The sequence below is a fragment of the Haladaptatus sp. AB618 genome (genome assembly GCF_024136965.1).
GTDB lineage: Archaea > Halobacteriota > Halobacteria > Halobacteriales > Haladaptataceae > Haladaptatus.
Map to the genome: position 1 here is coordinate 111,649 of NZ_JAMYJX010000007.1, position 18,888 is coordinate 130,536.

Here is an 18,888-nt window from a genome sequence, read left to right on the forward strand (position 1 = left end):
CATATCGTTTTGTGTACGGATGCCGGGAGGTATCTGACATGTGTCGGGATTCGGACGGCCACGGACCGATTCTCAACGAAGCGAACCACGGTGATGGACGGATCGCGGAAACCGTTATCGACGCGATCTCCGAAGTCGTCGGGGACAGTTCGACGGAGATAAAACCGCTGTACGAGAGTATCGATCCCGATGCGCTGGAGGATTTGTTCGACCGACGATCCGGGAAGGACGTTCCGACACGGGTGGAGTTCCGCCACAGGGAATTCTCCATCGCCGTCGAAGAGAACGGTCGCGTCGTCATCTACGACGCTCGATAGTGTGCCAGTACGCTTTTGCTGCTATCCGTTGTCAGCCCCCTCATGCCTGACAACGAGTACGACGTGTACCTCGTGCCGACTGGCAAACGGGGTGGGGAACAGAACATAGTGTCACCCGTCGCAGCGACGGACGTAGATTTCTACGAGACGGGTATCTGGATTCGGCGGAAAGGTGGACGGAACTTCTTCCCGTACGAACAGATTCGAACCATCAGGGAGCACCACTCGGGCCAGTAAAACGAAACGGGAACCGACACCGGAACGCCTAGTTCGGCGTCAAGCCGACGATTTCGCGCGAGAAGATGTCGGCATAGCCCGAGAAGGACATCTTGAGGGAGGGCACGCCGGGGAACGTGAGCGTCTGGATTCCGATCATCGGACGCTCGACGTCCGTGCCCAGACTCCGTAGCGCGCTCTCGATTGCGGTGTACAGTTTTGCGGTTTCCTCGACTTCGAGGTCCGAGCACACCCCGGCCACTCGCGTCGGGAGTTCGGCGATCACGTCGCCGTCCCTGACGACCGCCCAGCCACCGCCCATCTCGTTGACGTGCGAAACTGCACGACGGAGGTCTTCACCGCTACCGACGGCGATGACGCCGGGCGTCTCCCACGTGAGACTGGTTGCAATCGCACCCTCGATCGGTCCCAATCCGGTAACGAAGCCGGTGAAACCGGTTCCGTCCCCGTCCGGATGCCGGTCGAGGAGCGTGACTTTCAACAGGCCGTCCTCCGGCGCAGCGACGAGTTCGCCGTCCTCCTCCGGTGGGACGACGTTCGTCTCTCCCGAGAGCAGTCCTTCGCGATATTCGATGGCGCGAACCTCCCCGTCGACGGCCACGTCCGCGGGAACGCGGAACTCGTCGGGATCGGTGCTGACGTTCACGCTGTCGTAGAAGTGGTCGGGATACTCGTAGGAACGCGGCGCGACGGCCATCTCGTGGTTGTTGTAGACGACCTCGCCGCCGTTGATCACGGTGGTGACGTTGACGGTTTCCAAGTCGTCGATGAGCAGGATATCGGCGATGTTGCCCGGAGCGAGCGACCCGAGGTTCGACAGGCCGAAGTGGCGGGCAGGGTTGAGCGTCGCCATGCGAATTGCGTCCGCAGGCGAGACGCCCTCCTCGATCGCCCGGCGGACCACCACGTCCATGTATCCCTCCCGGACGAGTTCCCGGGGCCACATTCCGTCCGTCGAGAGCGAGATTTCGGCCGCGCCGATTTCCTCGTACGCCTCGCCGACTGCCGACATGTCGTCACGAATCGAGCCACAACGGCCGACGGCGTGGATACCGTTCTCGATGCGCTCGATGATGTCCTCGCCCGTGATCGACTCGTGGTCGTCGTCGACGACGGTCGCGAACGCTTGGAGTTTCTCTCCCGAACAGCCAGCACCGTGGCCGCTGACGGTTTTGCCCTCGATGTGGGCGCGCTCGTACAGGTCCTCGGTCGGGGAGTCCCGACCGACGGCGTGAATCCAGTCGGTCTCGCCGACGCCGACGATGCGAGCGTCACCGAGGAGGTTGGTGAGCGATTCCGCGTTCCCGCGTGCGGGTTCGAACGTGTCGATGAGAGGTTGCGGCGGAACCGTTGCGTACACCCGAATCGGGAGGTACGACGTCGCGGCGAGCAACTGTTCGACGCCTTCCGCGCCGAACGACAACCCGAAACCCGAAACCTCCGATATGACGGTCGTCGTTCCACTTTCGAGGGCGTAGTGATAGGCGTTCTCGAACGTCTGATGCAAATCGATATGCGTGTGAGCGTCGATGAATCCCGGCGTCACGACGCGGTCACTGGCGTTGATGACTCGGGTTTCGTCGCCGATAGCGTCGGTTCCATCCTCCGGCAGCGCAGCGACGCGGTTGTTCTTCACGACCACATCGCGGGCCTGAAACTCGCACAACTCCGGCAAGAGAACGCGACCGTTCCGAATCACGAGGTCGGCAGGTTCGTCGCCGAGGGTGACGGGTTGCAGTTCGTTCATTTAGTTACTCCCTCGTACACCACGACGCCACCTTGTTCGTGTCGGTTCACTTCCCCGCGCTCTTCGAGCACGTCGAGGTGGCCGACCGCCTCGCTCATCCCGGGGAAGTACTCCGTCGCGGGCAGATCGTCGAACAACCCTTCCATCACGCCGAACGCCGTCGTCGGGTCGTCCACGAGCGTGCGAACGTTTCGGGTTCGCTCCTCGTGGGAGTCGAGGATTTCGCCGATCCGCTCGGAGGGGTCATCGATCTCTTCACGGTGGCCGGGAAAGATGTGGTCGAGGTCGCGCTCGCGGAGGTTCGAGAGGGAGCGGTTGAACGACGGAAGCATACGCGGGCGCTTTCCACCGCTCTCCATCGGCGGTTGAAGGAACGGGTTGGGGGTGATATCACCGAGCACGTGGTCACCGACGACCGCCATCGATTCGCCCTCGTATTCGAACGTGAAGATGGTCTCCCCGGCGGAGTGTCCCTGAACGAACTCGGCAGTCAACTCGATACCCTCGACCGTGACCGATTCGCCGTCGTCGAGTGCGAGGTCGGTTTCGACGCTCGGGGCGGCCGAGAGATACGCCTCCGGAAGGTTGGTCACGGTTTGGGCGGTCGTCGCCGCCATCCCGTTCCGGTCGAAGAAATCCGAGAAGTACTCCTGTTCGTACCGCAATCTGTCGTCGAAATTCCCCAAAATGTCCGCTGCCGCGGTGCTGGCGACGACCCGTGCGCCCGATTCACGAAGCCGCTTTGCCAAGCCGAAATGGTCCGGATGCGGGTGCGTGATGAGCACCTGCTCCACGTCGCTCGGACTGAGGTCGTGGTCCTCCAACCCGTCGAGCAGTGCAGTCCATGCCTCTTCGCTTCCCGGACCGGGGTCCACCAGCGTCCGCCCCGTCAAGTAGGCGTTCACTGGTCCGATTTGGAACGGCGTCGGAATCGAAAGCCGCGTAAACATACGTATCTCCTTTCTTTGCCCGTGGTAAAACCGTTTTTGAACCGGGGTCCCCGCCGAATTCCGACGGAACGATTATATCTGACCCAAGCGTAAGGACATAATTGGGAGAGCCATGAACACACACTTCAAAGACGCGTGGTACCACCTCCGACTTGCCGGGAGTCATATCGGGCGTGGTCTCCGTGAGGAACTGCAACCCGCCGAGCGAAAAGCCCGCGAACTGACCGGACGGGAACGACCGCCGGAGCCGAACCGACGGGAGAAGATGCGACGAAACCTCCGTGGCGTGGAGCACGAAGCGAAACGACGCTCCCGCGACGCCGTCCGGGACGCGAGAAAGCGGATGAGTTAGACCTCGAATCCGATACACTCACAGTCCGCGAAGTCGCCGCCCTCGACGTGCGGGGGCGACGCGTTTTTTCGATCCACATCGACACGGCCACGGAACGTCGAGTTCCTGAACGCCACGTCGTCGGCCTTGACGAGCATGGTCGCGTTCCCGTCCGCGTCGTGGGTGGCCGTCACGCCATCGAAGACGATTCCCTCGCCGAGGACGTTGATACCGTGTCGATTTTCCGTACCGTTTCGGAAGGCAAACCGGCAGTCGCGGAGTTCGGTTCCGTCGCGCCATAGCTCCACGCAGTAGCCGTGAATCGCGCCGTCGCCCGAGTCCACCAGTTCCACGTTCTCCAAGACGACCGGACCGTCCCCGTCGTTGACCTTGATGGCACGCGCCGAGGACTCACACTCGATCTTTAGGTCGCGCACGCGGGCGGAGCGACTCGAAATCCGGAGCCCGTCGTTGTCGCAGTCCGGCAGGCGAATCTCGGCGTTCGAGACGCGTGCGTCGCCCTCCTGTAACCAGAGTCCACAGCCAGTGTATTCGGTCTCGTCCACCTCGATTTCAACGCCGCTGGCTTCGTCGCCATCACCCAACCGGAGGTTCGCGTTCCCGTTGCCCTTCCACAGGCCTCCCTCCACGAAACACGGTCCCGTCCCGCCCGCGAGGTAGCCGCCGTTGTTCACCCACCCCTCGACGTGGCAGTCGCGGAACGTCAGTTCGCCGCGGTGGTCGTCGGTAACGCTGATACCGATCGGATGGCTGGTCTGTGACTCCGCGGGTGACTGGTTCGGATACGCGTCGGGCCGGAACGCACATCCGTCCGGTAGCGAGACGTTCACCTCGCCCACCCCATCCGGGTGCGTGACCGCCGCGTAAATCGCCCCGAGGGCCTTCTTGCCCGCCGATGCACACTCACCCTCGACCGCCACGTTCTCGATTCGCAGGTCGTCGCTCGCCCGCGCCGAGATGGCCTGCGCCCCGACGTCCTCCGCGGTCATATCGAACGTCAGGTTTCTAATCTCGACCGTCGTGGCCGACGACTCGGCGGATACGCCCCAATCGCCCCCGACGTCCAGCCCGTACTGCTGGTCGGGGTCGGTCACGACCAGCGTGGCGTGCGGGTCGCCCACCACCGCGACCGCTTCGGCGTCGTTGTGGTAGAACCGCCCGTCGAGGTGGTAGCGTCCCTCCGGAAGCACGAACTTCGTCCGCGGACCGGTGTGCGCGGAAAGCACTTCGTTCAGGGGTTTCCCGCCGTCCCGAACGCCCGGCTCCGCATCGGCCACGTTCACCACGTTCCAGTCGGTCATGTTCGGGGGTCGGAATCGCTGGCCCTTGGTCGTACCGGCCGCCCTCGAAAGCAAGCCTTAAGTCCGGTGCAGGAAAACGAAAAAGTGAGCGGGTCGGTAGTCTAGTCCGGTTATGACAGCTCCTTCACACGGAGCAGATCGGCAGTTCGAATCTGCCCCGACCCATCAATTTCTGCCACGAGTAACCGATGAGCGGCGCGTCTACGCCGCTCGTCACAGACGAGTGGCAAATCGATTCGGTAATTACCGCGCTGTCTACAGGGTGGGTCGTTGAACACAAACGAGTTGGTTTGTTGATGGGTGCTCTCTCTCTCTCTCGACTTTGGACTCATTTCGGAGTCTCATAAATAATAAATATGTTGGCGTTCTTGTTTTACAATACTAGAAAAACACCTTTGTCAATTCTACAATAATATACCTCCGTATCGCCCTGTGAAATGCTACCATCATCCAAAGAAATGTCAGGATACAATCGTAGGATGAACAACGGAACGGCGCATTGGAGAAAAACGGATTCCGAGCCACGACTGGATCTCGACACGATCTTACGGGCAGTGAATCATTCATATCGTCGCCACACACTCCTGTATCTCAACGTTACGAATGAACCACAACCAGTTGCCGATGTAGCTGCGGCAGTTTGTGAAGAGTTAGAGCAGTATTCCGACTCCGATCGTCAGCGGATTGCGCTGGCCCTCAGACATCAACATCTACCTCTTCTCGGGGATGCTGGATTAGTCGAATGGACGCCTCGTGGTCTCATCGAGTCAACCGGCATAACATCCGACGCTGTACGCCTGATCCAAAATGTACCGAAGTATTTCGAATGAATACCGTATCCAATTTTTTCTAAACAACTCGAAGAACGATTGTTGGCTATGATCAAACATGGCAGTTTCGAACCCGATTATTTTAAGGATGCGTGCCCGGTAGCAGCATACTCAGCAAAGTAAGTGCTACAAAATATCACGATATCGACTGATTCGATTAGAGAATCCAAAACCATGACTGATTCAACTAATCCACTGTCAGACACTACCCAGCCAATTCAGCCGAAACTCACCGACGGCGGTGAAATAGATTCACTCCCAGTAGCGATCGTTCGCGAGGTTGCTGCAGAGAAAGAGGTTGAAACATCGTCGCTCCCACCAATCTACGAGACGATTAACCCAGACGCTCTTGAGGAACTCTTCGACTCACCGTTGGATGATACGTCCCAAACGACTGGACGTATCGTTTTCGAGTACAGCGGGTGCCAAGTCGTAGTTACGAGTGCTGGTGATGTACAGGCAACACTGCTCGACGACGGCCAAGAAATCTGAGTACGAGAGCGGCAACTGATCGCCCCGCTCGTGAACACGAAGAACAGTGTCTTCGCTTCCGTCTCGCCGAACGACTTGTGTGTTCCCCTCGTACTCCCTGTTCTCAGGAGCCCGTTTTCAACCACTCAGACAGTGGTTTTCGCCACAAAAGTGGCACCAAAACTACCAAAAATTAGTTCAGGAAATCATTTTCAGACTATGCGACGACATTGGAAGCGTGATGTCCGGAAAATCGGACACAGAACTGCCACCGCTCCGGCACGACTACGACGCGCCTGAACCGCACGTGGTTGAGTGAAGTAGACCGGACCCGGCAACTAAAGCAACTACAATCACATGACAACCCGAATTTACGCCGCGTTGGACTACGCATTGCTCGTAATCGAAGGACGAGGTGGGAACTGGGACGCCAATCGATACTTCGATGGCAATGAACGGCCGTACGCTGTTGCCGTTGATCCATACGCCCCCGAGCGTGCGTACCTCGGGACATTCAACGATGGACTGTGGCGAACAGTAGACGGTGGCAATTCCTGGTCACAGATCGGCTCCGATTTCTCGTCGTCGCGAGTCATGGCGATCGCCGTCGCTGGAGAGGATCGACCAGGGGAGTACGGAACGGTCTATGCAGGAACGGAACCGAGTGCGGTATACCGGTCAGATGACGGTGGGGACACGTGGAACGAGTGTCACGGCCTCACGGATCTCGATTCAGCGACGGAATGGTCGTTCCCCGGCCGTCCGGACACCCATCACGTCCGCTGGATCGAACCGGATCCAAACGTTCCTGAGCGACTCCACGTCAGTATCGAAGCTGGAGCGGTTGTGAGGACCAGCGACCGAGGTGAGACATGGGTTGATCGAGTACCCGATGGACCATTCGATGCACATACGCTCGCAACTCACCCAGATGCACCGAATCGGGTGTACGCCACTGCGGGAGACGGTTTGCTAGAGGAGGGCCATGAATACGTGGAGAGTACCGATGGCGGTGACTCGTGGGTCTACTCACCCGAAGGCCTCGAACAGCACTACGGATGGGCCGTTGCGGTCGACCCCGGCGACCCGGACACCCGTGTCATAACGACCTCGCCGGGGGCGGGTAGAGCGCATGACATCGAAGACGAAGCGGTTCGCACGCACGACGAACCCAACGACCCATACTCGGTCGTCTATCGACGACAAGGCGAGGAACTCTGGCAGCAATGTACGGATGGCTTTCCGGATCCGGCCGGTCTCTTCGTGCCTGTTCTCGCAACGATACCCGATGAATCAGGTACGTTTTACGCCCTGACGAACCGTGGCCTCTATCGATCGACGGATTCCGGGGAAACGTGGGACGAAATCGACCTGTCATGGAAGGATAGATACCGTGAACAGCAACCTCGTTCGGTCGCTGCGACCAGTATTCGAGACGAGTGATCGGTCCGAAAAGCATTGTTCCACGGATTACGTTCCCGCCGAATAACTCACAACGGACGACAATCACAGTAACATGACAGCGTTAATCGGAACATCAGATGGAGTCTATCGGGCTAGTACCATCCCGTTCGAGACTGTAGAACAGGTTCTCGATGCGGGTTTCGTAACAGAGATACGGACCTTCGATACTGCGGAGGGAATATTCGCGGCGACGACGTCAGGGCTGTACCACTCACCCGATAATGGCGAATCGTGGAATGATCTAGGAGTACCGACTGATTCAGTGTGGTCGGTGTGTGCAACAGCAACGGAGGTGTATGCAGGGACAGCGCCAGCACACCTGTACCGCTCCACTGATCGTGGACAAACGTGGTCCGAAGTTAAAACGCTCCAAGAACAACCGTCACGGCCGAAGTGGACAGCCCCCGGTGATATCCCCCCTCGACTCCGTGCCCTCGGAATTCACCCGACCGCCCCCGAGAGGCTGGTGGTCGGCATCGAGGCTGGCAAGCTTCATCTAACCGAAGACAGTGGCGAGAGTTGGGTTGAGCGGGACGATCCGGTTCCGGACGACATCCACCACGTTCACATGCTATCTCCAGATGAGTTCGTCGTCTCTACCGGATATCTGGGTACAGACGGAATACAATCAGGTGGCCTCTATCGCACGGAAGATTGGGGTGAGGAGTGGTCTCGTCTCGATACGGGTGACCGACCGTATTTCCGGAAATCGATCACCCACGACGGCAATCTATACGCGTCTGCAGCACGCGATGCGCCACCGTCCTGGAGTGGCGGTGCGGACGCGGTACTGTACGAATCGACTGACGACGAATCGCTTACAGAGGTACCGTATCCTGGTGGGCCGAAGGAAGTAATAGACGCGTGGGCCGTCATCGATGGACAGGTGGTCGCAGGGACGGTGTTCAGCTCTGAGGAGACTGATCGAACGATCAACATGAGTACGGCCGCTGGATCGAGCGGGAGCGTCTTGCAACGAACGACGAACGGCGAATGGCAGCGAGTCGGAAGCGTTCCCGCTGGAATCCACTCACTTGCCTCTCTCTGAGCCCTCGAAAGATGCGACTTTTCGGGGGTCGTCCTACAGTCCCTCTGAATTCTGCATTCGCAGATAGCCATCACTTTCGAGTATTAGCGGATGTTCACTTGAGAGGATTGGCGAACCGACGCGCACGTGGCCGTTGTTGGTCGCTGTGACGGGTGGGTGTGGTGTAGTATCTCTATGAGCGGTTACAGAAGACATAGGCCGTCTCTTTCTTAGTATGTTCAGTTAAGCAGGGGCTGTGTACGGCGAGCAGTGTAGATAAACCATCTCGACTCCGACTACTCCCTATGGCAATCGTCGCAGAGATTCTCCTCGCGGATCGAGCGCTCCCGTTGGTTGATCTCGCATGCTCGATCCCGAGTAACGAAATATCCATCTCCAACATCGTCCCGCTCGAAGATGAACGGCTTCTCGTCGCGGTGACCATGACCGACGACTCGCGAGAGGCGTTCGAGCGGGAAGTAGACGCACAGCCAGAGGTCGTTGACACGGAAAAACTCGGACGGACGGCCGAGGGGTGGTTTTATCGATTGACCATCGACGATGAATCCGGCCTCGCTGCTTCACACGATCACGAGGCGTTCAAGGGCGTACTGATGAACGCGGCGGTTACCCCCGAAGGGGTGAGACATCAGAAGGTGTTCTCCGACTACGAAGCGTTCAAAACCCACCGAGATCTGTGTGCGGCCCAAAACATCCCATTCAAATTGTTGAACATCGCAGCGGATCCCGAAAATCCCGGAGAACGGGATCAGTTTGGACTCACGGAGAAACAGCATCAGGCAATCTCGCTCGCGTTCGCCCGTGGATATTACGACTCTCCGCGCACCCTGTCGACGAAGGAACTCGCTAACGAACTCGGAATTTCCGGCCCGTCCGCGTCCGACCTTCTCCGCCGGGCCGAGAATCAACTCATCAGTCAGACGCTCGGACCGGAGCAATCGGTAACCCAACACACTCGGTAGCTATGCGGGCTGTGGTTCCTCGAACTCGAACGTGACTCCGGTCAACTCTTCAGAAACCTCCCAAAGGCGGCGTGCAGTAGCGTGGTCGTACGACGTCGCGTTCGAGACGACGTGGGTCGGGTTCCCTCGCATCTCCAAGAGCCCGCCCGGGCCGATGTAGTGACCGCCGTCGACGTTCGCCGCTGTCGCCGCATAGAGCGCTGGAAGTGCACCGGCGACGGCGGATTGCGTCATGAAGGTGTTCACGAATTTCCGGACGATTTGTTGAATGACGGATGTATCCATCTCCGTGTCGCCGCTTGCAAGTTCGGTCGCCGACGAGCCTGGATGGGCGGCGACAGCAATCGTGTCGGCCCCAACCGCGCGAAGTCGGCGGTCCAGTTCGTAGGTGAACAGCAGATTTGCGAGTTTGCTCTGCGCGTACGCTTCGAATCGGCTGTAGGACTGTTTTCCATTGAGGTCGTCGAAGTGGATTTCGCCAGACCCGGACTTATGGGCGATACTACTCTGCGTGACGACACGGGTCTCTCCGTCGGTCTCCACGAGGTGGTCGAGGAGGAGTCCAGTGAGCGCAAAGTGTCCGAGGTGGTTAACGCCGAGTTGTCGTTCGAACCCATCTTCTGTCATCGAATACGGCGTCATCATTATACCTGCGTTGTTGAGGAGCACATCGAGGCGGTCGAACTCGGACTCGAACTCGGTACCGAACTGTCGGATGGATGCTTGGCTTGCAAGGTCGAGTTCGAGCACCGTCAACGACGCATCGCTGACCATCGACTCGATCTTTCGACGTGCACGATTTGCCCGGTCGAGGCTCCGGCACGCCATGACGACGTGCCCACCTTTCCGCGCGAATGCTTTGGTCGCTTCAAGCCCAAGCCCGCTGTTCGCACCAGTGATGATGACTGTACGACCGGATTGGTCGGGCATATTCGTTGCAGTCCAGTTCGATTCTGTTGTCGCTTCCATACGATGATCGAAGTTCGTCTACTGGCCTGAGTCCTGTGCTAATATACAAGTTTGTTTAAATAGTATCTCGTATAGTATCAGTGTGAATTTGGATGGACATCGGCGTCTCCCACTGTTGAGCCGTACTCGTGACCAGGAGCCGAATTTCCGGGTCTTCTCCGGTTACAGAACCGTCGGTTGCTGACAAACGAGGTGTGAGAAGCGATGGGCCTCGATTACCGGACTGGGAGTATTCTATCTCCCGTACTATTTGAAGACGTAGACACATCCATCACAATCGTTAATGAAATTCCGGCCGTTACCGATGTGTGGTAGAAATGGTCGAAACAACACTCTACGGCTCACAAACGGGAATGGCACCATGACCGAGTCGAACCGCTACACCGGTCCGGAGGCGTTCGTAACTGCGTCGGAAGACGCGCCCGATTTCTGGCGGAACGGAATACTATGGAGCATTCTTATCTCGGCTGACGAAACGATGGGTATGTTCACGATGATTGAACAACTGATGCCGGAAGGAGGTGGACCGCCACCACATATTCACGAACGCTCGCACGAATGTTTCTACATTCAAGAAGGTGAGATAACGTTTCAGGTCGATACCGAGCTGATTTCCGCGAGCGAAGGTGATGCGGTCTGGATCCCTCCAAATACACCTCACGCCTTCCGCATCGAGTCTCCTTCGGCACGTGCGCTGAACATGTATACTCCAGGTGGCTTCGATGACAACATCAGGATGCTTGGCACACCAGCGACAGAACGTCGTCTTCCGCCCCCGGACGCCGTACGAGAAGCGGATTCGGAACGAGAAGAGGAGTTTCGACAACGAATTCGTGACCTACACACGCAGTCTCAGGTGAATGTTCCGAATTTGCTAGCTACGGAGGATGAGGAGGAAGAAAGCCACGAATGAGGCACCGAGGTCGAAAGCTACAATCCGGCGGTTGAGTCGTAACGATATCTCTCGTACCAACCAAATCACTAATACGCTATACATAGTGAATGACTGCATGGCGGTTATTGTTGCGTTGTCTCTCCCTCCGGAGAGCTTCCCGTTAGGAACGATGCTCACTGCCGACAGCGACCTTCATATCGAGTTCGAACGCATCGTTCCTGTCGGGGGCGAAGTCGTGCCTATCTTTTGGGCGTGGGACGGTGACTTAGATGCCTTCGAACAGCGCGTTCGAGACGACACCAACGTCCAGCAATTCGTTGCAATCGACCAAGTGAAGGACCGTCGCTTGTATCTCCTCAATTGGGATATCCCAAGTGGAGCATTCTTGGAAGGACTCACCATCACGGAGGGCATTATTCGGAGCGCGCACGGATATGGAAACGAAAACTGGGAGTTCGAATTGCTGTTCCCCTCTCAAGACCAGTTGACGAAGTTCCATAACATCAGCCGTGAGAACGAGATCCAGTACACACTTGGCAAAATGCATTCATTGAGCGAGGCTGGAGCATCTGAACTCGAAACCATCGTCACGAACAAACAACGAGAAGCCATCGTGCTCGCATTCCAACGCGGGTATTTCAAGACGCCTCGGCAGGTCACACTCTCGGAACTGGCGGCCGAACTCGATATCACCCAACAGTCGCTATCCGACCGAATCCGACACGGAGTCGAAGCAATCGTGGAACACGTGCTGTTTGGTACGTCCGAATCCTGAATTTCGGATCCCCTTTCACTTCCTTCGTTCTATTTAGTGAGTCCTGTTCGAACAGACCAAGACCTTATACATCCTGTTCCAGTAGTCCTGATCAAGATGGACACGTCGCCAAACGACGAAAGCGAACAACGTTCGCTGGACGTCTTATTTAAACTCCTCGCGGACGAACAACGTCGTCAAATCCTGTCCTATCTCATTTCGAACGCTGATCAACCCGTTCCACTCGAAACCATCGTAGAACATCTACAGACACACACTGGCACGAATCGAGAGCGACTGAAGATCCATCTTCATCACATCTCCTTCCCCAAACTGGCAGATCATGGTGTGATCGAGTATAATCCTTCACTGCAACTCATCTCGTATACTGAACGCCCACGTCTCGAAGCGTTGCTGCAGCAAGAGCAGATTCCCGTCGATGAGGAGGGCGAGTCTGACATTGATTGACGAATCGGGGGGCGGCGAACTGGAGTCGCTACGCGAAACAGCGAAGAGGAACGTGATAGAAAAGCGTCTCACGCAATATCGGTGTAACAAGCGGTAGTGGCGTACGAGTTCGTTCCGGGCATTCTACCGCAGAGGGATTATTCTCGACTGTACAGACCATACATGACCGCGCTAGCTCCCACACTCACTGGACTTACCACGATCGTGGAGACCACACTGCCAATACGTAATAACTCCTGATACGTGCTAAAGCTCACCGAACCGCTCGGAACTCCCACGACGAGTACTGCCCCGACAGCACCGAGGAGAATCGACGCGATCCCAATCAGAACTGTCACACCAAAAATGGTCCACGCGTGTCCCTTCGTGAGAGAAAAACTGCGCTGTAGTGCTTCTATCGGGCCGCAGTCTTCCAGCATGATCGTCGCTGTGACTAACTGGAAACGCACGGAGAGATAGATACCGGGAATAACGAGAAACAGTGCCCCGATGAAGACGAGTATTCCCGCAACGATTCCAGCAATCAGCACAAAGAAAACACGGACGGGGAAGGAACGCTGGCTTTCGACGTCTCCACCCAGGGTGTTAAACGCCATAATTATCCCGAGTGCCCCGGCAACGAGCGAGAAGAAATTAGAGAACGTCTGAGAAAGAAGTCCGGAAAGACCGGTGATCAAGAACAACCCGAAGATGAGGGGCGTGTGAATTACCGTCGAAACTGCTTCGGAGGTAATATCGATGAAGCCGCTTGAAGCGTTTAGATCCGTTTCGATAGCTGATGATGTTCTACTCATCTTGATATGAGTTGACCGTTGAATCGAGGGAGTAAATAGTTTCAGTTAGATCACAACTCATCGTAGACGATTTACGATCATAGCTTTCATCCGGTTCGTCGAGGACACGGGGCACGATAGGCTGCTTCGACGAATCAGGGGATCTACACTCCGAATTTATTTCACAACTGATCGTGCTAACTCACATATGACGTCGCCGCCTTCGATACACGGAACGGTTGCTCCGGGATTCGAACCGGTTGCCGAAACGTTCGTGGAAAACTTCCGGCGTCGAGACGAACTCGGTGCCGCCTGTGCAGCGTATCTCGAGGGGGAGAAGGTGGTGGATCTCTGGGGGGGATTTCGCACCGTCGCCTGCTCGGGGCCGTGGACCGAGGACACGCTCGTTCTCGTTTTCTCGACGACGAAAGGAATGGCGGCGACGGCCGTCGCGCATGCACGGTCGAACGGGTTGTTCGAGTACGACGATACGGTTGCCACCCACTGGCCTGCATTCGGTCAGAACGGAAAGGACGAAATCACGATCCGTGAACTACTCGCCCATCAGGGGGGAGTTGCGGCACCACGACGGAAGCTGAATCCCGAACGCATCGCGGATACCGAGACCCTTTCGTCGATGCTCGCATCGAAGCGTCCCGAATGGACGCCGGGACGCCGTCACGGCTACCACTCGTTCACCCTTGGGTGGTACGAGAGCGAACTCATCAGAAGGACGGATCCTGCGGGACGAACCCTCGGTCAGTACTTCGCCGACGAGATCGCCGCGCCGCTCGACGCCGAGTTTTACGTCGGACTTCCCGACGATGTCTCCCGGAATCGAATCGCCGAAATCGACGGCTACAGCGTCGCCGAGATCGTGACACACATACGGCAGTTCCCGTGGCGGATGGTTCTCTCGCTACTATCGCCACGGTCGCTGTCGAGTCGTGCGTTGGATTGTTTCGAGATCGACTCGCCCGCCGATCTCGATCGGCCGTCGTACCGCTCGGTCGAGATTCCATCGGGTAACGGCATCGGTCGCGTGAGAGATATCGCTGAGATATACGGGATGCTCGCCACCGATGGCGGAAATCTGGACATCGGGACCGACACGTTAGACGAGTTGAGACGGCCGGCGAACCCGCCGCGACAGGGACCGGAGGATCTCGTGTTGAAAACCGAATCCGCCTATTCGCTCGGCTATTCGAAGCCGTCATCCAATTTTCGGTTCGGACGTTCCACGGCCGCGTTCGGCACCCCCGGAGCGGGGGGATCGTTCGCCTTCGCCGACCCCGACGAAGGGCTTGGGTTCGCGTACGCCCCGAACCGAATGAAGCCGCGACTGTGGGACGACCCCCGAGAGAGGGCCCTTCGGAATGCGCTATACGACTGCCTCGACTGATTGGACTGGCGGTCCCGACGGAGGTGATACGGATTACACGACCTCCCGATACCGTTCGCGCGGAATCGATGCAGTTCGACCGTCAACACGATAGTTCAGTCAGTCCAGGTATCGACACTGTTCGGGAGTATTTACAACTCACCCCACCGATAAATTTTGTATTATATTCGAGAACGGGAAATTATTTTTAAATAAGTTTTCGAAATGTAGACGCGACCATGAAGGATTTGTCCCTTCATTGTCTCTGGGAACATGTGCTCACTGCTGAACTCTCACTTCAAACATCTATTCTCGAAGCGACACTGACGGCGTGTCCCCACACGACCATCGAAGTGGAACGTGGGCGAAGCATCGACGACGGGAAGACTATTCAGCTGTTGCTCTGGGTGAAAGAGGGCGAAGACGACGAATTCGAAGTGGCTGTGGGAAACGACTCGTCGATTACGGAGGTCAAACAATTCTCTGAGGACACCCCCCGTGAGGACGACGTTCGTCGTCTCTATCGTGTGGAGTTCGCCGAAGCGGCGATCACCGTCGCTCCGGGTTCGGCGTGGATCGAACGCGGCGTCATTCTACTGGACGCAGTCGGGACGTTCGAGGGGTGGGAAGTCAGGCTCCTCGTGCCGGATCGGGAGGCATTCACGTCGTCCATCGACTGGTGGCAGGCGAACTTCGGGAGCGTCTCGGTCGATGCGCTGTACAGCAGTGCGGACGATTCGGGAGGGACGGGGCTGACCTCACTCCAATACGACGCGTTGCACCGAGCGCTGGAAACGGGCTACTTCGACGTGCCACGGCGAACGACCCTCGAAGAACTCGCCGACGAGTTCGACATCAGCGCACAAGCGTTGTCGGTCCGTCTGCGCAAAGGAACCGCCACACTGGTCGGGAACTCCGTCACGGAGGACCCGATATAAAGATTTGAGTCGTCAACCCACGGGCACACCCATCGGCGAGCGGTATATTTCCGCACGATGGACCCTGGATCCCCATTGAGTCGTTCGTTCGATGTGTTGTCGCACTATCGCCGTCGTCTCGTTCTCTACCACCTCCTCGAAACGTTCGACGGGGATGCCTCCCTCGACGCACTCACCGACATCATCGTCGCCGAATCGGAGGAACTGGACATGACACCCGAGACCCACCGGCGCACGATGGTGAGCCTTCAACACGTTCACCTTCCCAAACTGGTCGCCATGGGAGTCATCGAACACGACGAAGAGGAGAACGTGGTCCGTTTGCGAACGCCTTCACCGATGGTCGATCGACTGCTGGATCTCTGTCTCGACTACGAGACGTACGATCACTGCCGGAATTGACGCCGAGCATCAGTCTCATCAAACGAGGTTGTCGGCGGCGAGATACTGGTTTTTTACTGATCCCACCACGCCATCGTCACACCGACGACGACAGCCAACAGACCTACTCCGAGAAATCCAGCGGGGGAAATTGACCACATGCAATCACCGTACGCAACGCCGACTTGCTGCCAACTTAGGACGATGTGGTCGGTGGCTCCGCCGCTTCCGAAACAGATAGACCCGGCGCTCGGGTGTGTCAACATGAGAACGGCCGATCCGAGGAGGGCGACCACGAAGCCGACGATTCGACGGTTGGAGGACTCGATTCGAGACATCGCGTTCCGAATTATGGCGGTCGAATAAACGCTTTGTGGCGAGCAAGAACGGCGGTTCCAACGTTACGAAACAGTTGACCTATTCGTCGACCGGTTCGACCTGCTTGCCGGTCGCTTTCGGAATCACGCGCTGTTGGGCGTCCTCCCACTCGCGGTCGAGTTCGCGGCCGTCGAACAGTCGGTCGAGGAAGACGGCCAGTCCGGCGACTTCCGAGTGCGGTTGGTTCGTCACGCCGACGTTCCAGTCGGCGGCCTCGTACACGTCGAACGAGACCTTTTCCGCACCGACGACGACGAGAAGCGGTTCCTCGTCTCCCGTATGGGCGTCCCGAATCTCATCCTCCACGTCCTGCACGCGCTCGCCGTACATCGTGAGGTGGACGACCTTCCCCTCCCAATTCCGGATGAGCGCCTTCTGGCTGCCCGAGCACTCGACATCGAAGGGTCCGCCGAAGCGGTCGGTGATGTCGCGGATGGTGTCCCGTGACTGTCCCGCGTTGTCGGGGAGGACGACCTCGTCCGCCCCGAGCGCGCGGGCCGTGAGTCCGACGTGGGTGGTCATTCGCTCGTCGCGTCCGGGCCGGTGGCCGAGGCGAACGACCGTGACCGACGGTTCGTCGTGCATGCGCCGAAAAAGGAACCGGTTCGGTTAGGGGGTTTCGAATCTCACTCGAAAGCCTGTGCGACGCCGATTTCGTCGGTGACGCCGACGTACTCGGAGAGGAAGTAGGTCATGCCAATCAACAGCGCGACACCGAGGAGGAGTGTGGCGCTCACCGGAATTCCGGTGTAGCCGCTGATGAGGAACGCTCCAGTCGCGATGGCCGCCGCGAGTATCGCGTACGGAATCTGCGTGTTGACGTGGTCCACGTGGTCGCTGGCGGCGAACATGCTCGACATGACGGTCGTGTCGCTGATGGGCGAGCAGTGGTCACCGAAGAGCGACCCCGTGAGGATGGCACCGATGGCCATCACGAGCGGTGACCCGAGCGAGTGCGCCAAGGGAACGGCGACCGGGAACAGGATGGCCATCGTCCCCCACGAGGTGCCGATACAGAAGCTGATGATCGCGGCACTCAGGAAGATAACGGCCGGGAGCAGTTCGGGCGTGATGATACCCTGCGAGATACTGACGACGTAGTCGCCGACGCCCAGTTTCTGGCTGACCGAGCCGATGCTCCACGCCAGCGAGAGGATGGCGACGGGGAACATCACCATCTTGAATCCCTCGAAGATGGAGTCGCTCACCGCGTCGAGTTCGATGCGGGCGTGACCGACGAGGATGGCGAGGATCGTCCCGCACCCCGCGAACGCCGCCCACAGGATGGCGCTCGCCGTGTCGGCGTCTTCGAGCGCGTTGCTGAACGAACCGCCTTCCATTCCTCCCCCGGTGAACCAGAGGCTGAACACGGTAACGAAGATGAGGACGAGGATGGGGGAGACGAAATACCACCAGCGTGGATCGACGTGGTCGGGCGTCTCGATGTCGCTCGCTTGTGTCTCCATCAACGGATTGGCGTCGTCGCCGAGGACTTTCCCTTTCTCTCGAGCGCGGCGTTCGGCGGCCTGCATCGGGCCGAAGTCCCAATCGGTGAGGACGATGATGAACACCAACACGATGGCGAAGAGGCTGTAGAAGCGGAACGGGATGGACTGGACGAACACGATGAACGGTTCCTTATCGATTCCCAGCGCGTCGAACTGTTGTTTGATAAGGCCGACCTCGTAACCGAGCCACGTCGAGACCACCGCGATGCTCGCGGTCGGCGCGGTGGTCGAATCGAGGATGTACGCCAGTTTCTCCCGACTCACGTCAAATCGGTCCGTAACGGGGCGCATCACGGACCCGGAAATCATCGTGCTGGCGTACGAGTCGAAGAAGATGAGCATTCCCAGGATGGACGTCCCCAACCGGGCTTGCCGACTCGAACCCACCCGCTTGACGATGGCGTCCGCCACCGAACTCATGCCCCCCGAGAGGAATATCATCCCCAGCATCGCGCCGATGAGGAACGTAAACAACAGCAGTTTGACGTTGAACGTCGAGGTGACGTTCGCCACCACGAACTGTAACCCTCGGGCGGCACCGGCGATGGGATTCCACCCGACGAGAATCGTCGCACCGAGCCAAATCCCGGCGAACAAGGAGAGGAGCGCTTGTCGCGTGGTGAGGGTCAACACGATGGCGATCAACGCCGGGAGTAAGCTGATCAATCCGTATGTCTCAGCAGTCATACCGAAAACCATTTCGATATTTATGTATAAGCGTTATTGGCGTTCAGTGAAAAATTAGATAATATTACACGACGTCG

The 18,888-nt window shown here is 58.0% G+C and carries 21 protein-coding genes and 1 tRNA gene; 14 read left to right on the forward strand and 8 right to left on the reverse strand.

Annotation, left to right across the window (positions count from 1 at the left end):
• Window positions 1-38 precede the first annotated feature (38 nt).
• Together NKF26_RS19120 and NKF26_RS19125 are read left to right on the forward strand one after the other, a co-directional pair.
• Window positions 39-317, forward strand: coding sequence for a HalOD1 output domain-containing protein (locus NKF26_RS19120; protein ID WP_253226275.1), 279 nt, complete (start codon window positions 39-41; stop codon window positions 315-317).
• A 42-nt stretch (window positions 318-359) separates the two neighbouring features.
• Complete coding sequence (locus NKF26_RS19125; RefSeq protein ID WP_253226276.1) at window positions 360-554, forward strand: hypothetical protein; 195 nt, start codon at window positions 360-362, stop codon at window positions 552-554.
• Between the two features lie 28 nt (window positions 555-582).
• Here NKF26_RS19125 and NKF26_RS19130 read toward each other — a convergent pair whose 3' ends face one another.
• Window positions 583-2,301 carry an adenine deaminase C-terminal domain-containing protein gene (locus NKF26_RS19130; RefSeq protein ID WP_253234743.1) on the reverse strand — a complete coding sequence of 573 codons (1,719 nt, stop codon included), beginning with the start codon at window positions 2,299-2,301 and terminating at the stop codon, window positions 583-585.
• A complete protein-coding gene (locus NKF26_RS19135; RefSeq protein ID WP_253226278.1) occupies window positions 2,298-3,251 on the reverse strand; it encodes an MBL fold metallo-hydrolase in 954 nt (317 codons plus the stop codon). The genes NKF26_RS19130 and NKF26_RS19135 overlap by 4 nt, the downstream gene beginning before the upstream one ends.
• 112 nt (window positions 3,252-3,363) lie before the next feature.
• On the opposite strand from NKF26_RS19135, the gene NKF26_RS19140 reads away from it, so the two are divergent.
• A complete protein-coding gene (locus NKF26_RS19140; protein ID WP_253226279.1) occupies window positions 3,364-3,603 on the forward strand; it encodes a hypothetical protein in 240 nt (79 codons plus the stop codon).
• Here the strand turns inward: NKF26_RS19140 and NKF26_RS19145 are convergent.
• Entirely contained in the window at window positions 3,600-4,904 is a 1,305-nt protein-coding gene (locus tag NKF26_RS19145) for a hypothetical protein (protein WP_253226280.1), read from the reverse strand. The genes NKF26_RS19140 and NKF26_RS19145 overlap by 4 nt on opposite strands.
• A gap of 90 nt (window positions 4,905-4,994) precedes the next feature.
• On the opposite strand from NKF26_RS19145, the gene NKF26_RS19150 reads away from it, so the two are divergent.
• The 5 genes from NKF26_RS19150 to NKF26_RS19170 all read left to right on the forward strand — a co-directional run bounded on the left by NKF26_RS19150 (window position 4,995) and on the right by NKF26_RS19170 (window position 9,679).
• Window positions 4,995-5,069: transfer RNA gene (locus tag NKF26_RS19150), tRNA-Val, on the forward strand.
• Between the two features lie 839 nt (window positions 5,070-5,908).
• A complete protein-coding gene (locus NKF26_RS19155) occupies window positions 5,909-6,226 on the forward strand; it encodes a HalOD1 output domain-containing protein (RefSeq protein ID WP_253226281.1) in 318 nt (105 codons plus the stop codon).
• A 336-nt stretch (window positions 6,227-6,562) separates the two neighbouring features.
• On the forward strand, window positions 6,563-7,648 hold the full coding sequence (locus NKF26_RS19160) for a hypothetical protein (RefSeq protein ID WP_253234744.1): 1,086 nt from the start codon (window positions 6,563-6,565) through the stop codon (window positions 7,646-7,648).
• A gap of 487 nt (window positions 7,649-8,135) precedes the next feature.
• Window positions 8,136-8,717: a hypothetical protein gene (locus tag NKF26_RS19165; protein WP_253226283.1), complete on the forward strand. Its 582-nt coding sequence runs from the start codon at window positions 8,136-8,138 to the stop codon at window positions 8,715-8,717.
• A gap of 284 nt (window positions 8,718-9,001) precedes the next feature.
• Window positions 9,002-9,679, forward strand: coding sequence for a helix-turn-helix domain-containing protein (locus tag NKF26_RS19170; RefSeq protein ID WP_253234745.1), 678 nt, complete (start codon window positions 9,002-9,004; stop codon window positions 9,677-9,679).
• On the opposite strand, the gene NKF26_RS19175 is transcribed toward NKF26_RS19170, so the two are convergent.
• On the reverse strand, window positions 9,680-10,648 hold the full coding sequence (locus NKF26_RS19175) for an oxidoreductase (RefSeq protein ID WP_256487757.1): 969 nt from the start codon (window positions 10,646-10,648) through the stop codon (window positions 9,680-9,682).
• 361 nt (window positions 10,649-11,009) lie between these two features.
• Here NKF26_RS19175 and NKF26_RS19180 point away from each other — a divergent pair, with 361 nt between their 5' ends.
• From NKF26_RS19180 to NKF26_RS19190, 3 genes are all read left to right on the forward strand, one after another.
• Window positions 11,010-11,561, forward strand: coding sequence for a quercetin 2,3-dioxygenase (locus NKF26_RS19180; protein WP_253234747.1), 552 nt, complete (start codon window positions 11,010-11,012; stop codon window positions 11,559-11,561).
• Window positions 11,562-11,592: 31 nt separating this feature from the next.
• Window positions 11,593-12,318: a helix-turn-helix domain-containing protein gene (locus NKF26_RS19185; RefSeq protein ID WP_253234748.1), complete on the forward strand. Its 726-nt coding sequence runs from the start codon at window positions 11,593-11,595 to the stop codon at window positions 12,316-12,318.
• Window positions 12,319-12,414: 96 nt separating this feature from the next.
• Window positions 12,415-12,765: a hypothetical protein gene (locus NKF26_RS19190; protein WP_253234749.1), complete on the forward strand. Its 351-nt coding sequence runs from the start codon at window positions 12,415-12,417 to the stop codon at window positions 12,763-12,765.
• A gap of 137 nt (window positions 12,766-12,902) precedes the next feature.
• Here NKF26_RS19190 and NKF26_RS19195 read toward each other — a convergent pair whose 3' ends face one another.
• Window positions 12,903-13,559 carry a hypothetical protein gene (locus tag NKF26_RS19195; RefSeq protein ID WP_253226289.1) on the reverse strand — a complete coding sequence of 219 codons (657 nt, stop codon included), beginning with the start codon at window positions 13,557-13,559 and terminating at the stop codon, window positions 12,903-12,905.
• Window positions 13,560-13,746: 187 nt separating this feature from the next.
• Between NKF26_RS19195 and NKF26_RS19200 the strand changes: the two genes are divergently transcribed.
• The 3 genes from NKF26_RS19200 to NKF26_RS19210 all read left to right on the forward strand — a co-directional run bounded on the left by NKF26_RS19200 (window position 13,747) and on the right by NKF26_RS19210 (window position 16,259).
• Complete coding sequence (locus NKF26_RS19200; RefSeq protein WP_253234750.1) at window positions 13,747-14,940, forward strand: serine hydrolase; 1,194 nt, start codon at window positions 13,747-13,749, stop codon at window positions 14,938-14,940.
• 254 nt (window positions 14,941-15,194) lie between these two features.
• Window positions 15,195-15,857, forward strand: a complete 663-nt coding sequence (locus tag NKF26_RS19205; protein ID WP_253226291.1) for a helix-turn-helix domain-containing protein — start codon at window positions 15,195-15,197, stop codon at window positions 15,855-15,857.
• A gap of 75 nt (window positions 15,858-15,932) precedes the next feature.
• The gene (locus tag NKF26_RS19210) at window positions 15,933-16,259 is read left to right on the forward strand and encodes a hypothetical protein (RefSeq protein WP_253234751.1); all 327 of its coding nucleotides are present in this window, start codon (window positions 15,933-15,935) and stop codon (window positions 16,257-16,259) included.
• A gap of 53 nt (window positions 16,260-16,312) precedes the next feature.
• Here the strand turns inward: NKF26_RS19210 and NKF26_RS19215 are convergent, their stop codons facing one another.
• The 3 genes from NKF26_RS19215 to NKF26_RS19225 all read right to left on the reverse strand — a co-directional run bounded on the left by NKF26_RS19215 (window position 16,313) and on the right by NKF26_RS19225 (window position 18,811).
• Window positions 16,313-16,576, reverse strand: coding sequence for a hypothetical protein (locus NKF26_RS19215; RefSeq protein ID WP_253226293.1), 264 nt, complete (start codon window positions 16,574-16,576; stop codon window positions 16,313-16,315).
• A 79-nt stretch (window positions 16,577-16,655) separates the two neighbouring features.
• Entirely contained in the window at window positions 16,656-17,201 is a 546-nt protein-coding gene (locus NKF26_RS19220; RefSeq protein ID WP_253234752.1) for a tRNA (cytidine(56)-2'-O)-methyltransferase, read from the reverse strand.
• A 41-nt stretch (window positions 17,202-17,242) separates the two neighbouring features.
• Window positions 17,243-18,811, reverse strand: a complete 1,569-nt coding sequence (locus NKF26_RS19225) for a Na+/H+ antiporter NhaC family protein (protein WP_253226295.1) — start codon at window positions 18,809-18,811, stop codon at window positions 17,243-17,245.
• Window positions 18,812-18,888: the final 77 nt, after the last annotated feature.

What these genes read in the sequence shown, in the direction of transcription:
- NKF26_RS19120 (WP_253226275.1), top strand. Translation starts at nt 39, where the DNA reads ATGTGTCGGGATTCGGACGGCCACGGACCGATTCTCAACGAAGCGAAC.
- NKF26_RS19125 (WP_253226276.1), top strand. Translation starts at nt 360, where the DNA reads ATGCCTGACAACGAGTACGACGTGTACCTCGTGCCGACTGGCAAACGG.
- NKF26_RS19130 (WP_253234743.1), bottom strand. Translation starts at nt 2,301, where the DNA reads ATGAACGAACTGCAACCCGTCACCCTCGGCGACGAACCTGCCGACCTC.
- NKF26_RS19135 (WP_253226278.1), bottom strand. Translation starts at nt 3,251, where the DNA reads ATGTTTACGCGGCTTTCGATTCCGACGCCGTTCCAAATCGGACCAGTG.
- NKF26_RS19140 (WP_253226279.1), top strand. Translation starts at nt 3,364, where the DNA reads ATGAACACACACTTCAAAGACGCGTGGTACCACCTCCGACTTGCCGGG.
- NKF26_RS19145 (WP_253226280.1), bottom strand. Translation starts at nt 4,904, where the DNA reads ATGACCGACTGGAACGTGGTGAACGTGGCCGATGCGGAGCCGGGCGTT.
- NKF26_RS19155 (WP_253226281.1), top strand. Translation starts at nt 5,909, where the DNA reads ATGACTGATTCAACTAATCCACTGTCAGACACTACCCAGCCAATTCAG.
- NKF26_RS19160 (WP_253234744.1), top strand. Translation starts at nt 6,563, where the DNA reads ATGACAACCCGAATTTACGCCGCGTTGGACTACGCATTGCTCGTAATC.
- NKF26_RS19170 (WP_253234745.1), top strand. Translation starts at nt 9,002, where the DNA reads ATGGCAATCGTCGCAGAGATTCTCCTCGCGGATCGAGCGCTCCCGTTG.
- NKF26_RS19175 (WP_256487757.1), bottom strand. Translation starts at nt 10,648, where the DNA reads ATGGAAGCGACAACAGAATCGAACTGGACTGCAACGAATATGCCCGAC.
- NKF26_RS19180 (WP_253234747.1), top strand. Translation starts at nt 11,010, where the DNA reads ATGACCGAGTCGAACCGCTACACCGGTCCGGAGGCGTTCGTAACTGCG.
- NKF26_RS19190 (WP_253234749.1), top strand. Translation starts at nt 12,415, where the DNA reads ATGGACACGTCGCCAAACGACGAAAGCGAACAACGTTCGCTGGACGTC.
- NKF26_RS19195 (WP_253226289.1), bottom strand. Translation starts at nt 13,559, where the DNA reads ATGAGTAGAACATCATCAGCTATCGAAACGGATCTAAACGCTTCAAGC.
- NKF26_RS19200 (WP_253234750.1), top strand. Translation starts at nt 13,747, where the DNA reads ATGACGTCGCCGCCTTCGATACACGGAACGGTTGCTCCGGGATTCGAA.
- NKF26_RS19215 (WP_253226293.1), bottom strand. Translation starts at nt 16,576, where the DNA reads ATGTCTCGAATCGAGTCCTCCAACCGTCGAATCGTCGGCTTCGTGGTC.
- NKF26_RS19220 (WP_253234752.1), bottom strand. Translation starts at nt 17,201, where the DNA reads ATGCACGACGAACCGTCGGTCACGGTCGTTCGCCTCGGCCACCGGCCC.
- NKF26_RS19225 (WP_253226295.1), bottom strand. Translation starts at nt 18,811, where the DNA reads ATGACTGCTGAGACATACGGATTGATCAGCTTACTCCCGGCGTTGATC.